Raw genomic sequence first — 14,846 nt, forward strand, 5'->3', positions numbered from 1 at the left:
GGGCTAGCCCTTGACGGCGCCCTGGGTTAGTCCGGAAACGATCTGTCGCTGGAACAGCAGTACAAGTACAACGACCGGGATGGTCACAATGATCGCGGCTGCGGAAATTGCTCCAGTCGGCGCTTCGAACTGGGATGCTCCGGTAAAGAAGGCCAGGGCTGCCGGCACGGGACGGGCAGCCGAGGTCGAGGTCAGGGAAATGCCGTAGACGAAGTCGTTCCACGCGATGAAGAAGGCGATGATCGCCGTCGTGAAGACGCCGGGAGCGGCGAGCGGGACGATTGCTTTCCTGAAGGCCTGCCAGGTGGTGGCTCCGTCCACCTGCGCAGCCTGCTCCAATTCCCAAGGGATCTGCCGGAAGAACGCAGCAAGGGTCCAGATGGAGATCGGAAGGGTCAGGGACAGGTAGGGGATGATCAGACCGGCCCAGGTATCGTACAGGCCGATGTTCCGCCAGAGGTTGAACAGCGGGGTCACGATCGAAATAACCGGGAAGATCGAGACGCCGAGCGCAGTCGTCAGCACCAGCCGCTTGCCCGGGAAATCGAGCCGGGCGATCGCGTACGCACACAGTGTGGCCAGTACGACGGCAATGAACGTGGCGATCAGCGAGATCCCAATTGAGTTGCGGAGGGCGGAGAGGAAGAGCTCCTGGGCGTCTCCGACCAGGATCTGTTCGTAATTCACCGTGGACCAGTTCGTGGGGAGGAATGACCCCGAGGTCAGGTCACTGGGAAGCTTGAACGATGTCGCGAAAATTGAAGCGACCGGAAACAGTGCATAAACGATCACGACGATGGAAATGATGGTCCATGTGACGCGCCTGCGTATCGGTGACGACTTCATTTAATTGCCCCCTCGTGCGCCGGTCAGGTCCACCTTGAAGAGTTTGATTGCTATGAAACATATGAGGATCACGCAGAGGAAGAGCAGCACGGAGATGGCTGAGCCCATTCCGATCTCGAGCCGGGTGATGGATGTCCGGTACGCCAGCAGCGACAGTGTCTCCGTGCCGTAGGCGCCTCTGGTCATGATGTACACGTTGTCGAAAATACGGAAAGCATCCAGTGCGCGGAACAGGACTGCCACCATGATGGCCGCCTTCATGTTCGGCACGATCACCCTGCTGAAGCGCTGCCACCAGGTGGCACCGTCGACTTCGGCTGCCTCGGTCAGCTCACCAGGCACCTGTGCCAGGCCGGCCAGCAGCAGCAGCGAGATGAACGGCGTCGTCTTCCAGATTTCGGAAGCCATGATCACCGTGATGGCGGTGCCGAAATCGGCAAACCAGTTCAGGTCGGGGCTAATTCCGGGTACCCAGTCGAACCAGTGGTTCACGTAGCCGGAGTTGATGTCGAAAGCGTAGAACCAGGCGAAGGCGGAGACTACGGTGATGATGCCGTAGGGAACCAGGATTGCGGTTCGGAGCCAGCCCCGGACCGCTTTCAATGCACTGTTCATCACCATGGCGAGGGCGAAGCCGAGGACCAGTTCGATGACGACCGTGACAACGGTAATGAGGAGAGTTACGCCCAGGTCCCGCCAGAAGACTTCGTCGGTGAGGATGGTGACGTAGTTGCCGAAGAAGACAAATTCCCGGTCGTCCGGTGCGGTGAGCCGGTACTTGAACAGCGAATCCCAGAGGGCCAGGAGAATTGGGTACGCCGTGACGGCCAGCATGATGATGAACGCAGGGCCCGCAAGCCAGAAGCCCAGCCTGCGTTCGGCCCTGGCACGGTCGCTGAGCCGGGTCTTGCGGGGTTTGGGACTGCCGCCGGCGGAGGCACGTGTCTCGACAGACGTACTCATAGCAGCCTCTCTCCCTTCAGGACCTCAAGAATGAACTGCTGGCTCGTTTCCGGGGTGGTCTCCGGATTGACATCCTGCGGCGGCGTCCAGGTTTGCTGGATGCCGGTGGAGATTTCGTTGTAGTACGGAGTCTGCGGGCGTGGTTTCGACAGTTCCAGCGACTCGCGGATGGTTCCCGCCATGGGGAACGTGTCAATGACCTCGGGATCGTTGTAGGCGTCAGGGTTCGACGGCGGATTGCCATTGCTGGCGAAGTAGAACGCCTGGTTCTCGGGGCTGACGATGCACTCGATGGCCTCGAAGGCCAGGTCCGGGTGCTTGCTCTTGGAACCTACACCGAGATCAATGCCGCCCAGCGGGGGCGCAGTGTCCTCTCCGGCGTTGACCTGGGGGTAAAGCGCCCAGCCAATGTCATCAATCAGGTTTGCCGGCAGTGTTCCTTCCTCGACAGCGGCATTGGTTGCAGGCCAGACGAAGGGGTAGTTCACCATGAACGCGCCCTTGTCCCCCTGGAACTGGATCATTGAGAAGTTCTCGGTCTGGGTCGGAAGTCCGGGGCCGCCGAGTCCTTCCTTGCCGATGGTGGACACGATCTCGGCCGCCTGTGTCCCGGCCTCCGAGTCCAGGCCCATCTGGATTTCGTCCGCCGGGGCGTCCGGATTTTCCACGATTTGCCCGCCGGCGGATTCGACCAGTGCGTTCACCCACACAGTCATCGACTCGGCGCGGGCGCCCTGCACGCTCAGGTACTTGTCCTGGCTGCTGACCGCCTCGATCAGCTGGTCCCATGTCACGGGCTGGCTCATATCCAGTCCGGCAGCTTCGGCCACGGACTTGCGGTACCAGAGGATCTGCGTGTTGGCCCAGAACGGCACCGCGACCACTTCGTCATTCCACGTCGCGCCGGCGAGGGCGCCTTCCACAACGTTTGCCGTGGTGCGTTCGCGGACATCGTCAGGTATGGGAGCGAGGTAGCCCGGCTCGGCGTATTCCGGGACGTTTGGCGGGTCCAGGCTCATGATGTCCATGCTGGTGTCACCGGCAGCCAGGCGTCGAGCGAGCTGTTCGCGCTGTGAGGCAGCATCGTTGGGGAGCAGGGACGTTTCGATGGTGTACTTGCCATCGGCGGCATCAGTGCACCGCTTGGCAAGCTCCGCCTGTCCACCGTCGTCAGGGTTGATGTACCAGGTCAAGGTTGGTGTGGCCCCGGCGTCGGAACTGCAGCCGGCCAGCACGGTGGCGGCCACAGCAGCGGCGAACCCTGCAGCTGCAAACTTCTTCCTGCGGGCCCTGCCGGGAAGTCTTGCGTCTCTTGGCATTGGTGTATGCCTCCACCTCGTCGTAGGCACGGACAGAGTGATTTCCGCCAAAGGCTGAAAGCTCAGCAACCTTTCGATCGACCCTAAGCCCTTGGCGCGTATTGCGCCACTCTTGGCAGCGAAACCGGCAGAACGACTAGTGAGGGCGAAAGGGGGCCTTGTTTTTTCGAGACGGGGAGCGTCAGAAACCCCCGGGGAGGGGTGTGTGGAAGGGCCGCTAGAGTGCGGGAACAGACAGCGGAGGCCGGGCGGTTCCGGCGGTCATTGCCTCTGCCGGGTCTGTGCCGAGTTTGAGGATGTGGTTCGCCTCGTCAACGTGCACGACGGCAGGGGTGTAGGAAAGCGCTTCCTCGGTGGTCATGTCGGCATACGTAATGAGGATGACCAGATCACCGACGTCGACGAGGTGGGCAGCCGCGCCATTGATGCCAATGACACCTGAACCGCGTTCGCCGGCGATGGTGTAGGTCTCCAGCCGGGAACCATTGTTCACATCGACGATTGAAACGAGTTCGCCGGGAAGAATGTCGGCGGCTTCCAGAAGGTCCAGGTCCACGGTGACGGAACCGACGTAATGGAGATTCGAATGGGTGACGGTGGCGCGGTGGATCTTGGACTTAAACATTTTGCGGTTCATAGCGTGTCCAAGTGTACGCCCCGGCCAGCGGCCGGAAAGCGGCTGCAGTGGAGCGGGCGACGGGAATCGAACCCGCGTATCGAGCTTGGGAAGCTAGCGCTCTACCATTGAGCTACGCCCGCGTGGCCGGTGGAGAACCGGCACAGGAAACTACTTTACATGCCTTCTGCACCACGGGTGCAACCGGCGTTCATGGTGACCGCGGAGGCAGTAACACCGCGGACGGTTGGCCTAGGCCCGGCGGGCCTGGCGGGAGGATCCCTCCTGGGCGCGGTCGACCAGTTCCCGCCAGCTCCCCTGGAGGGACTGTTCGGGAATGGTGACTGCCTTTTGGCCGACACTGATTTCGTAGGTGAACCGGTCGTTGCCGGACGCGCGGGACTCGGGCGGGTCCTGCAGCAGGGGAAGCCAGCGTTCCTCGGCTTCCTCGGAACTCACCTCGCTGCTCCAGGTACGCCGCATGCCAGCAAGCCCGCCCGTACGCACCACAACCAGTCTCATACCATGACATTAACCTCTCGCCATGCTGCCTGCACAGCAGAACTTTCCTCGGCTCCGGCTCCGTACCGCTTTTCCGCGGCCGTGATGGTGGCTGCAGCAAAAAGGCTGAAGGTGCAGTCTGCCGGAAAATTCGGCTCGGTAATCGTGTCGTACCAGATCTGGCCTGCCCGTTCCCAGGCAAAGCCGCCAAGCCTGGCTGCCGTGAGGTGGAATGCCCGGTTCGGGATGCCCGAATTCAGGTGCACGCCGCCGTTGTCGGACGTGGTCTCCACATATCCGGTCATGTCGGCGGGCTGCGGATCCTTGCCGAGCACGTCGTCGTCGTAGGCGGATCCCGGCTCGGACATGGAACGCAGTCCGCGTCCGTTGACCTCGGGAGTGAACAGCCCCCCGCCGATAATCCAGGACGCTTCGGACGCCGTCTGGCCCAGGAAGTACTGCTCCGTCAAGGCGCCAAAAACATCCGAGACCGATTCATTCAGGGCCCCGGCCTGTCCTTGGTAAATGAGCCGGGCCGTGTACTGGATGATCCCGTGGGACAGCTCGTGGCCGATGACCGTCAGCGATTTGCTGAACCGTTCGAAGACCTCTCCGTCGCCGTCGCCCAGGACAATCTGTGCGCCGTTCCAGAAGGCATTGTCGTAATCGATCCCGTAGTGCACGGTGGCCTGGAGCGGCTGCCCGGCCCCGTCAAGCGAGGAGCGGCCGAAGACATCATTGAAGAGTGCATACGTCGCTCCCAGCCCGTCGTAGGCTTCATCGGCCGCCGGGTCTGACGTGGGCGGAGCACCCTCCGCCCTGACCGGGACCCCGGGAAGGTCCTGACGCTGCTGTGCGTCGAAGACCGTGCGGCGCAGCTTGGGCGTGACTGCGGTACCTGAACCGGGTGCGGGGGCGGAGCGGCCCAGCTGGCCGGCTTCAGCGACTGCATCAAATTCAAGCAGGGTCCGGCGTGCGGCCACGGCGGCCCCGGCCACCCGGTCCGGCCGCTCCGCAATGCGCGAAAGCAGGTAGGGCGGCACTATGGAGCAGCGTCCAGCTGAACTCTGTTGAACATGGCGGTGGACATGCCCGTGGGCATGACTGGCGGAATCTCTGAGTGGATCTACTGTGCGGGTCACCTTACAGCCCTCCATCTGTAGTGAGTTTCCCCAGACTAGACGCCGCTACCGACACTGCAAGGCAGTACCGGCAAAACCGCTGATGCTTGTCCATAAGGAAACAAAAAGCACCCGAAATCTGCGGTTTTGCCGGTTTGGTGTGTTATTCGGCTGCGGTTTCCCCGGCTTCGGGACGAGCCTGGCCGCCGAAGGCTGCGACAACGGCCTCCACGCCTTCCGGCCCGAGCTCCAGGCCCAGCGAGTTGCCGGGGTTGATGGCCAGTCCGTACCCGGGGGCGATGCTGCGGAGGGTGGCTTCCCCGGAGGCTTTGACCATGATGGGGGCGGTGTCCCGGATACGCTGCGGGATGCGCTGCGCATCCGTAAACGTTGCGGCCACCGGTGCAGCTCCTTCGGGAGACTGGAGGACGAGTGCCTGGAAGCTGGCGGGGTCGTCTTCGACCGTCAGTCGTCCGACGCTCAGCAGGTCGGAGTTCCAGATCGCCGTAATAACGTCCTGGTTGCTGATCTTGCCCTCCTGGCCCTCCTGGATAGCCTGTTCCAGGCCGGTGGAGGGTTCCAGCGCGCCTGACGCTCCGGGGCCGCCGGCTTCCGGCGTGCTGCCGGCAGCTTCGGTCGGTTCGGTGGATTCGTTATTGGCTTCGTGATCCATGGGGCCTCCTTGGATGGTCGGTTGCATAAACGGCCAGTCTTCCACAGCCCTGCCGTGGCGCAGAAGCCGATCACGGGAGCCTGAAGCTACCGTGAAGCCATGGACAAGAACACCCGCGACCTGGAACCGGAAATTGAACGGGACTTCAGCCAGAAGATGAGTTACGGCTCCTATTTGGGGCTCGGGGACCTGCTCGCGGCCCAGCATCCGGTCAGCAAGCCGGAACACCACGACGAAATGCTCTTCATCATCCAGCACCAGACCTCGGAGCTGTGGCTGAAGCTGGTGCTGCACGAGCTGCGGGCCGTCCGGGCCCGCCTCATGGCGGACGACCTTCGTGCAGCCATGAAGGGCATCGCCCGGATCAAGCACATCCAGCGCTCGCTGACCGAACAGTGGTCCGTCCTGGCCACCCTGACGCCGTCGGAATACGCGGAATTCCGCGGCGATCTTGGCGCGTCCTCCGGTTTCCAGTCCTATCAGTACCGCGCCGTCGAGTTTCTGCTGGGAAACAAGAACGCCGGCATGATCGAGGTTTTTGCGGCGGATCCGCAGGCGCAGGCGCTGCTGGAGGAGCTGCTTGGGCAGACCAGCATTTACGACGAGTTCATCCGCGCCCTTCACCGGATGGGTTACACCCTTGCACCGGAACTCCTCGAGCGGGACATCACCCAGGCGCATGTCTTCGACGAATCCCTGATGCAGGTCTTCCGGCACGTCTATGAGAATCCCGCTGAGAACTGGGACATCTACGAGGCCTGTGAGGAACTCGTTGACTTGGAGGACAATTTCCAGCTCTGGCGCTTCCGGCACCTGCTCACCGTGCAGCGCACCATCGGAATGAAACGCGGGACCGGCGGCTCCTCGGGTGCGGGGTTCCTGAAACGTGCCCTGGACCTCACGTTTTTCCCTGAGCTTTACGCCGTCCGGACCGAAATCGGACAGCGCTGACGATGCGCTATTTTTAGAAGGTGCTGATATCTGACCGCGACATTCGAGCCGAAATTGCTGACGAGCGGATCGTCCTGGACCCTTACGACCCCGCAATGGTCCAGCCTTCCAGCGTGGATGTGCGGATTGACCGGTACTTCCGGCTGTTCGACAACCACAAGTACGCGCACATTGATCCGTCCCTCGACCAGCCGGACCTGACCCGCCTGGTGGAAGTGGCACCCGATGAGCCGTTCATCCTGCACCCGGGTGAGTTCGTGCTGGGATCCACGTACGAATCCGTCACGCTGCCCGACGACGTCGCGGCACGGCTGGAGGGCAAGTCCTCACTGGGGCGGCTCGGACTGCTGACGCACTCCACGGCCGGCTTCATCGACCCGGGCTTTTCCGGCCACGTGACCCTCGAACTGTCGAACATGGCGACCCTGCCGATCAAGCTCTGGCCCGGGTCGAAGATCGGCCAGCTCTGCTTCTTCAAGCTCACCTCGCCCGCCGAGTATGCCTACGGAACGGGCGCCTACGGCAACCGCTACCAGGGACAGCGGGGCCCGACGGCGTCGCGCAGCCATCTGAACTTCCACCGCACCAGCATCTAGCGGGCAGTGCGCCGGAACTCCGCCTCCCCATTGTTCTAATCCTGCACATAATCCATGACTGAATTAGTCATGGACGCTACATGGTTTGGAGCTCATACTGGGACGACAGAGCGCAGGCGACGCACGCTGCGGCGTGCTCGAAGGAGAACCATGGAACCGTCCACCTCAGCAGAACAATGGGACCAGGAATTCGACCTCCTGATCTTGGGGGCCGGGGCGGGCGGTTTGTCTGCGGCGCTGACCGCAGCAGCCGAGGGTGCATCAGTTCTGGTCCTTGAAAAAACTGAGTACCTGGGCGGCACCACCGCGTACTCCGCCGGGACCTGCTGGGTGCCGAACAACCGGTTTCAGCGGCAGCTGGGGATTCATGATGACCACGAGCGCGCTGCGCGCTACCTGGATGCCGTCGTCGGCGATAAGGCTCCCCGGGGCGGCTGGCTGGCCTATCTGGAGGCGGCGCCCCGGATGCTGGAGGAGTTTCAGAAGCTCGGCGTGACCTTCCGGCATTCGCCGGCGGTAGTGGACTACCATTCCGAGCTGCCCGAGGCAGGTGCTACAGGGCGTGCGCTTGAGCCGGATCCCTTCGACGGCCGCCTGCTGGATAAGTCTGATTTTCGGCGCGTCCGTCCACCGGTGCCGGAATTCGCCCTCATGGGTGGAACGCTCATGCTCCGGCGGGCAGAGGTCGCCGCCCTGCTCAAGCTCTTTAACGGTTCACCGGCAGAGCGGGCCAAAGCAGTCGGCCTGGCAGCCAGGCTGGGTGCCAGGTGGGCACTGGACCGCGTCACGCGTCCCCGGGGCACCCGGCTGGTGATGGGCAACGGCCTCGTGGCCAGGCTGTTTTATGAATCGCGGCGGCGGGGGGCGGAATTCCGGTTCGGTGCGCACACCGGTGAGCTGATCATCCACGACGGCCGTGCCGCGGGCGCTCGTGTAACGCACGAAGGCAGGACCCTCCGGATCCGGGCACGCCGCGGGGTGGTGCTTGCGGCCGGCGGTTTTGCCCACAACACACGGATGCGTGCTGAGTTGATGCCCGAACCAACCCCGCAGTACTCGCGGGCCGGGGAAGGAGCCACCGGAGACACCCTGTCCCTGGCAGAGGCGGCCGGGGCCGCACTTGGCCGTGACAACGGGGAAAACGCGCTGTGGTTCCCCAGTTCGATCGGCCGCAGGGCCGATGGTTCCAGGGTGGTCTTCCCGCATATCTGGGACCGTGCCAAGCCGGGGGTGATTGCCGTGGGAGCCGACGGCAGGCGGTTTACGGACGAGTCCTGCTCCTATCACCGGTTTGTGCGGGCGATGTTTGCTTCTTCCGGAAGCGCTGCCATTCCCGCCTGGCTGGTGGTGGATTCACGGACCCTCGCCAAGTATGGACTGGGCATGATTACGATGCCCCATCTGCCCCGGGCCGCGCTGAAGAGGTACGTGAAGGACGGGTACCTGTATGAAGCCGAGACCCTCGCCGGCCTTGCCCGACAGATCGGCGTCGACCCGGCCGGCCTTGAAGCGACCGTCCAGAGGTACAACGGTTTCGCGGCGACCGGCGTCGACGAAGAATTCCATAAGGGCGAACTGGCTTTTGGCAGGGCGGCGGGGGATCCCGGGCACGGACCCAACCCGAACATCGGCCCCGTCGAGCGGCCCCCGTTCTATGCGATGGCAGTGGTGCCGACGCCGCTCGCCACTGCCTACGGGATCCTTACGGACGGCAACGGGCAGGCCGTTGATGCCGAGGGGTACCCGGTGCCCGGTCTCTACGCCGTCGGAAATGATGCAGCCTCGGTGATGGGTTCGGAGTACCCCGGCGCCGGAGTGCAGGTTGGTTCCGCCCTGACGTTCGGATGGGCAGCTGCCCGCCATGCGGTCGCGGAGGAAGAATCACTGGGTAGGGTGAAGGAATCCGGGGCCGTCTAGCGTTAGGTTGAGTATTCGTGGAAATCCGTTGGCTGGAAGCATTCGTAGCCGTCGCAGAGGAACTCCACTTCGGCAATGCGGCAGCCCGGCTGCGCATGGCGCAGTCGCCGCTCAGCCAGACCATCCGCAAGCTCGAACGTTCGCTGGGTGTTGAGCTGTTTCACCGCAGCACCCGCTCGGTGGAACTCACCGCCCCGGGCCATGCCCTGCTGCCCTACGCCCGTGAGGTCCTGGGGCAGCTGGACGTCGCTGCCAAGGCCGTCAAGCTGCCCCGAGGCCAGGTTTACGGAAACCTCACCCTGGGATTCACCGGGGTCCTGAACCATTTCTCCTTGCCGCCGCTGGCGCGCGCGGTGCAGCAGGCATATCCGGAAATCGCATTGACGCTGGTAGGCCGGGTGATGACCCAGGATGCGGTCCAGCAGCTGGAATCGGGCTCACTGGACCTGGCCTTCGTCGGCCTGCCGGTGGATTCCTCGCGCATCAACGCCCGCCTGCTCGCGCAGGAACCGTTCGGAGTGGTCCTGCCCGAGGGGCATCGGATGGCAGGCATGGATGCCGTGGACCTGGCGGCGCTCGCTGACGAGTCCTTCATCCTTCCTCCACGCAGTGCCGGATCGGTCCTGTATGAGGGAACGATGCGCGCCTGTTCAGAGGCGGGCTTCTATCCCAAAGTGGGGCAGGCCATCACGGATCCGTACATGGTCATGATGCTAGTGGCGGCCGGAATCGGCGTGGCGGTGCTGACGGAGGGGGTAGCTTCCATGCTCCCGCCGGGTGCAGTCTACGTTCCTTTGGCGGGCAAACCGCAGTACATGAATCACGGGCTTGCCTGGTCTATACGTCCGGGTTCCAAGGCACGTGATGCTGTCCTGGAGCTCAGTGAAACTGTGCTGCCGACCCCCGTTCAAATCATGTAAAACAGCTACATAGTCTATGTGTAATTAGGTCGTAGACATAATAAGTGTGGTGGATCACACTGGATGATGTTCCTCCGATGGGGGAGAAAGGATCATCATGACTGCCACTTCCACCGCACCGGTAGTTTCCGGGAAGGCGACGCCTCAGGCCCGCCGTGCCGCGCTCTCAGGTTTCCTGGGGAGCACGCTCGAGTACTACGACTTCTTTATCTACGGTTCAGCAGCCGCACTTGTCTTCTCCCACGTGTTCTTCTCATCGGAGGGGAACTCCGTACTGCTTTCCATCTCCACGCTCGGCGTCGCATACGTGGCGCGGCCCTTGGGCGCAGTCATCTGGGGACACCTCGGGGACAAATTTGGCCGCCGTTCCACTCTGATGGCCTGCCTTTTGCTGATGGGAATCTCGACGTTCCTAATCGGCTGCCTGCCCACCTATGATCAAGCAGGGTTGCTGGCGCCGCTGGCACTCGTGGTGCTGAGGCTGCTGCAGGGCCTGTCCGCCGGCGGGGAATCACCGGGTGCCGCGTCCCTGTCCATGGAGCACGCGCCGGACCACCGCCGTTCCTTCTTCGCCAGCTTCACGATGAGCGGCATCATGTTCGGAATTGTGCTGGCCACGCTGGTATTCATTCCCGTAGCTTCGCTGCCGGATGAGCAGCTGCTGACGTGGGGGTGGCGGATCCCGTTCTGGATCAGCATTCTCCTGACGGGCGTAGCATTCTGGATCCGGCGCCATTTGGAAGAGCCGGAGGTCTTCGAGGAAACCAAAGAATCCAACCAGGTCGCCAAGGTTCCGCTGGTCGAGCTCTTCAAATATCACTGGGCCGCCGTGATCCGTGTGATGTTCTCATCGACATTCGCCATGATCAACACCATCGTCAACGTCTTCGCCCTGGCCTACGCAGTGGAGCACAACGGCATTGAACGCACCACCATGCTCACGGTTATTGCGGCCGCGAATTTTTCCGCCGTGCTGACCCAGCCCCTCTTCGGATTGCTGGCAGATAAGGTCGGCCGCAAACCAGTGTTCATCGGCGGTGCCCTGGGCGCCGGTGCCATGATGTTCGTGTTCTTCAACGCCATCAGCACGGGCAACGTCGCGCTGATTTTCATCTCCTCAATCATCCTCATGGGTGGCCTGTATGCCGCGCCAAACGGTTCGTACATGGCCTCCTTCCCTGAACAGTTCCCCGCAAAGGTGCGTTACTCCGGCATGGCGATCGGCCTGATGCTCGGGCTGCTGGTTTCCGGTTTCACCCCGGCGATCGGCACCCTCATGACCGCCGGTGACCTCACCAACTGGATGCCGGTGGCGCTGATGTGCCTTGGATTCACAGTGATTGCTGCGGTTGCTTTTGCCACGGGTCCGGAAACGTACCGGATTCCCACAGCCCAGCTGGGGCTGACCCGCGCCGAGCGCGAAGAGATGAAGCAGCAGTGAGCACCGGCGGCCCGCTGCGGATAGGGCTCATCGGCAACGGCCTGGCAACGTCCCTCTCCCCCCTGATCCATGAGGAAGAAGCCAAGGCACTGGGCTTGTCCGGTTACAGGTATGAGCGCCTTGACCTCTCCGGCATGGCCGCAGTGGACCTGGCCGAGGTGCTGCAGGAAGCGCTGCACGACGGGTTTACGGGTTTCAACGTCACCTATCCCCACAAGCAGGCCATCCTGCCCTGCCTGGACTCAGTTGCTCCTGATGCCGCCGTACTCGGCGCCGTAAACACGATCGTGGCGACGGAGACCGGGCTGAGGGGCTACAACACAGACCGCAGCGGCTTCCTCGCCGGGCTCCGCCGCGTGCTCCCTGCCGGCACCGGGCACCGAACCGCAACCCTCTTTGGTGCCGGGGGAGCAGGGTCTGCCGTTGCAGCTGCGCTGCTGGATTTTGGTGTGCAGGATCTGAGGATCATAGATCCGGATCCCGAACGGCGGGAACAGCTGAACGCTGCGCTGCAGCTGGCATACCCGGCACGTGGCGGTACCAGCATCCAGGCCGGCGGCGAAGAACGAGCCCGCGAGTGGGTCAGCACTGCCGACGGGGTGGTCAACGCTACGCCGATCGGGATGGAGCACATTCCCGGTACGCCCTTTGACACAGCGTGGCTCACGCCCGGTCACTGGGTGGCAGACGTCGTCTACCGTCCGGTAACGACAGCGCTGCTGGCTGAAGCATCAGCGCTGGGCTGCCCTGTGGTCGACGGCACGACCATGCTCGTGGAACAGGCAGCGGACACCTTCGCACTCGTCACGGGCATTGAGCCGGTGAGGACAAGGATGCGTTCACACCTCGCCTGGCTCCTTGCACCTGCAATGCGGTAACTAGCCGCCCCCACCACTACTCCCCGAAAGAGGACGATGACTGACTCGGCACGTACACAAGCACCCCGCCTGCGCGTCGGAATCGTGGGTTGCGGCAACATCAGCCGCAACCACATCGAGGCCTATGCCGCACTTGGGGAAACGGAGGTTGTGGGGGTCTGCGACGTCGACATGGCCCGTGCACGGCAGACAGCCGCCGCCTGGCAGATACCCAACGCAGTGGACTCGGCAGCAGCGCTCCTGGACCTCGGGCTGGACATCATTTCGGTCTGCACTCCGCATCCGACGCATGAAGCAGTTGTCCTGCAGGCTGCGGCAGCCGGGGTGCACGTGCTGTGCGAGAAGCCAATCGCGGTGGACCTCGCGGCTGCCCGGAACATGGTTGAGGCCTGCGAGAGCCACGGTGTTGCACTGGGCGTGCTTTTCCAGCGCCGGTTCTGGCCGGCCGCAGCCGCCCTCCGCGCAGCCATTGACGACGGCACCCTGGGACGGCCGGTGATGGGCCAGGTTTCGGTTCTCCTGCAGAGGGATCCTGAGTATTACCGTGCAGATGCGTGGCGCGGAACCTGGGCGAACGACGGCGGCGGTGTGCTGATGACGCAGGCGATCCACTACATCGACCTGCTGCAGTGGTATCTGGGCGAGGTGTCGGAAGTCTACGGAGCGGTCAACACCTTCAAGCACGGGGACTATATCGAGGTCGAGGACTCGGCAAGTGCTGTCCTGAAGTTCACCAGCGGAGCGCTGGCCACGCTGAACGCTTCCACCGCCGCCAGTCCGTCCCTCGGGGTGCAAATCCGCATCACGGGTTCAACCGGAGCGACGGCCGAGCTCAGTGAATTCCCTGAGGGTACGGACGGGCGCCTCACCATCGCGGCAGACGGGGGATCCGGGGTTGAAGCTCCTGGCGGCATCACCGCAGGGGCCAACGTGGACCTGGCGGCCATCAACGAAGCGCTGATCCCGCATCACCGGGCGCAAATCGAGGACTTCGTGAACGCAGTGAGGAGCGGAGGCGTCCCCGCTGTTACCGGACGGGATGGTACGAATGCCCTCCGCATCCTGCTGGCGGTCTACGAGTCAGCCCGGACCGGGGAGCCGGTCCGGTTTGCACCGTTCCCCGCCGGGGTGGCGATTCCTCCGGCACGTTCCGGAGCGCCGGCTGAGACCCAACCAGCAATCTCCGCATGCACAAGTCCCCTGAAGATTTGAGAGAACACATGAGAACCCACAGCCCCGAGATTGGCCTTGCCCAGCTGTCCCTGCTCCGCACCGAGCCACCCCGGCTGGTGCGGATCGCAGCTGCCGCAGGTTTCGACTTCGTGGGCGCCCGGGTGCGCCAGGTGACGGCAACGGAGCTGCCATACGACCTCGCCCCGGGGTCGCCGATGTTCCGTGAAACAATGCGCGCCGTCGAAGAGACGGGGGTGGTCATCAAGGACATTGAGTTCCTGTTGCTTGACGGGAGCGACCAGCGGTCCGCCTGGCTCCGGATGATGGAGGCGGGGAAGGCACTGGGGGCTGCGACCCTGACGGTTGCCGCGTCGCTCACGGATCACGGACGGCTGAGCGGGATCCTCACGCAGATGGCGAAGGACGGCGCTGATTTCGGCATTGTCCCCACCCTGGAAGTTATCTCCTATCAGTCCGTGAATTCACTCCCGCTGGCCGCGGAACTGGCACGGGAGTCCGGCTGCAGGATTGTGGCCGACACACTGCACCTGAGCAGGGTGGGCACCACGGACGCGGAACTCCATGAATTCGGCGAACTGGTTCCGCTGCTGCAGTTGTGCGATGGTCCGGTGGCCGCTCCGGCCAGCCGGAACGGCCTGCTGTTCGAATCCCGGTCCGAGCGCCAGGTGCCCGGAGAAGGCGGATTCCGGCTCGCGGAGATGATCGCTGCGCTGCCCGAAGGAACCCCGGTGAGTGTGGAAACCCCTTCCGATTCATCTCTCGCCCAGATCGGTGAACAGGCCTGGGCGAACCGCCTGAAGCAGGCCGCCGACTCGGTGATCGCCTCCGCTGGAAACCTGAGAGTTGCTGCCCGCGCCCTTCGGCAGCCCTGAGCTGCCACCCTCGTCCGGGTACCCCGACACCCGGAACA

General features: G+C 63.4%; 15 protein-coding genes and 1 tRNA gene. 8 read left to right on the forward strand and 8 right to left on the reverse strand.

Annotation, left to right across the window (positions count from 1 at the left end; translation table 11 throughout):
* Window positions 1-3: 3 nt before the first annotated feature.
* From TVB01_RS01080 to TVB01_RS01115, 8 genes are all read right to left on the reverse strand, one after another.
* Window positions 4-846 (reverse strand): carbohydrate ABC transporter permease, encoded by an 843-nt coding sequence (locus tag TVB01_RS01080; RefSeq protein WP_422453439.1) that lies wholly within the window; start codon window positions 844-846, stop codon window positions 4-6.
* Window positions 847-1,809 (reverse strand): carbohydrate ABC transporter permease, encoded by a 963-nt coding sequence (locus TVB01_RS01085; RefSeq protein ID WP_422453440.1) that lies wholly within the window; start codon window positions 1,807-1,809, stop codon window positions 847-849.
* On the reverse strand, window positions 1,806-3,128 hold the full coding sequence (locus TVB01_RS01090; RefSeq protein WP_422453442.1) for an extracellular solute-binding protein: 1,323 nt from the start codon (window positions 3,126-3,128) through the stop codon (window positions 1,806-1,808). The genes TVB01_RS01085 and TVB01_RS01090 overlap by 4 nt, the downstream gene beginning before the upstream one ends.
* A gap of 217 nt (window positions 3,129-3,345) precedes the next feature.
* Window positions 3,346-3,765, reverse strand: a complete 420-nt coding sequence (gene panD, locus TVB01_RS01095) for an aspartate 1-decarboxylase (protein ID WP_422453444.1) — start codon at window positions 3,763-3,765, stop codon at window positions 3,346-3,348.
* 48 nt (window positions 3,766-3,813) lie between these two features.
* Window positions 3,814-3,887 (reverse strand) — tRNA-Gly (locus tag TVB01_RS01100).
* A 109-nt stretch (window positions 3,888-3,996) separates the two neighbouring features.
* Entirely contained in the window at window positions 3,997-4,266 is a 270-nt protein-coding gene (locus tag TVB01_RS01105) for a protealysin inhibitor emfourin (RefSeq protein ID WP_422453446.1), read from the reverse strand.
* On the reverse strand, window positions 4,263-5,288 hold the full coding sequence (locus TVB01_RS01110; RefSeq protein ID WP_422453448.1) for a M4 family metallopeptidase: 1,026 nt from the start codon (window positions 5,286-5,288) through the stop codon (window positions 4,263-4,265). Before TVB01_RS01110 ends, TVB01_RS01105 begins: the two co-directional genes overlap by 4 nt.
* A gap of 241 nt (window positions 5,289-5,529) precedes the next feature.
* Window positions 5,530-6,039, reverse strand: coding sequence for an SseB family protein (locus tag TVB01_RS01115; protein ID WP_422453450.1), 510 nt, complete (start codon window positions 6,037-6,039; stop codon window positions 5,530-5,532).
* Window positions 6,040-6,138: 99 nt separating this feature from the next.
* Between TVB01_RS01115 and TVB01_RS01120 the strand changes: the two genes are divergently transcribed.
* The 8 genes from TVB01_RS01120 (at window position 6,139) to TVB01_RS01155 (ending at window position 14,808) form a co-directional block, all read left to right on the forward strand.
* Complete coding sequence (locus tag TVB01_RS01120) at window positions 6,139-6,990, forward strand: tryptophan 2,3-dioxygenase (RefSeq protein WP_422453452.1); 852 nt, start codon at window positions 6,139-6,141, stop codon at window positions 6,988-6,990.
* A 20-nt stretch (window positions 6,991-7,010) separates the two neighbouring features.
* On the forward strand, window positions 7,011-7,586 hold the full coding sequence (gene dcd / locus TVB01_RS01125) for a dCTP deaminase (protein WP_227894005.1): 576 nt from the start codon (window positions 7,011-7,013) through the stop codon (window positions 7,584-7,586).
* A 150-nt stretch (window positions 7,587-7,736) separates the two neighbouring features.
* Window positions 7,737-9,503 (forward strand): FAD-dependent oxidoreductase, encoded by a 1,767-nt coding sequence (locus tag TVB01_RS01130; RefSeq protein ID WP_422453453.1) that lies wholly within the window; start codon window positions 7,737-7,739, stop codon window positions 9,501-9,503.
* 17 nt (window positions 9,504-9,520) lie between these two features.
* Window positions 9,521-10,423 carry a LysR family transcriptional regulator gene (locus tag TVB01_RS01135; RefSeq protein ID WP_422453455.1) on the forward strand — a complete coding sequence of 301 codons (903 nt, stop codon included), beginning with the start codon at window positions 9,521-9,523 and terminating at the stop codon, window positions 10,421-10,423.
* A 97-nt stretch (window positions 10,424-10,520) separates the two neighbouring features.
* Window positions 10,521-11,864 carry an MFS transporter gene (locus TVB01_RS01140; protein ID WP_422453457.1) on the forward strand — a complete coding sequence of 448 codons (1,344 nt, stop codon included), beginning with the start codon at window positions 10,521-10,523 and terminating at the stop codon, window positions 11,862-11,864.
* Window positions 11,861-12,742: a shikimate dehydrogenase gene (locus tag TVB01_RS01145; protein WP_422453458.1), complete on the forward strand. Its 882-nt coding sequence runs from the start codon at window positions 11,861-11,863 to the stop codon at window positions 12,740-12,742. Before TVB01_RS01140 ends, TVB01_RS01145 begins: the two co-directional genes overlap by 4 nt.
* Before the next feature lie 36 nt (window positions 12,743-12,778).
* Complete coding sequence (locus TVB01_RS01150; RefSeq protein WP_422453460.1) at window positions 12,779-13,954, forward strand: Gfo/Idh/MocA family protein; 1,176 nt, start codon at window positions 12,779-12,781, stop codon at window positions 13,952-13,954.
* An 8-nt stretch (window positions 13,955-13,962) separates the two neighbouring features.
* Complete coding sequence (locus tag TVB01_RS01155; protein WP_422453462.1) at window positions 13,963-14,808, forward strand: sugar phosphate isomerase/epimerase family protein; 846 nt, start codon at window positions 13,963-13,965, stop codon at window positions 14,806-14,808.
* Window positions 14,809-14,846 lie beyond the last annotated feature (38 nt).

Origin of the sequence: Arthrobacter sp. 7Tela_A1 (assembly GCF_049311065.1) — a bacterium.
Taxonomy (GTDB): Bacteria; Actinomycetota; Actinomycetes; order Actinomycetales; family Micrococcaceae; genus Arthrobacter_B.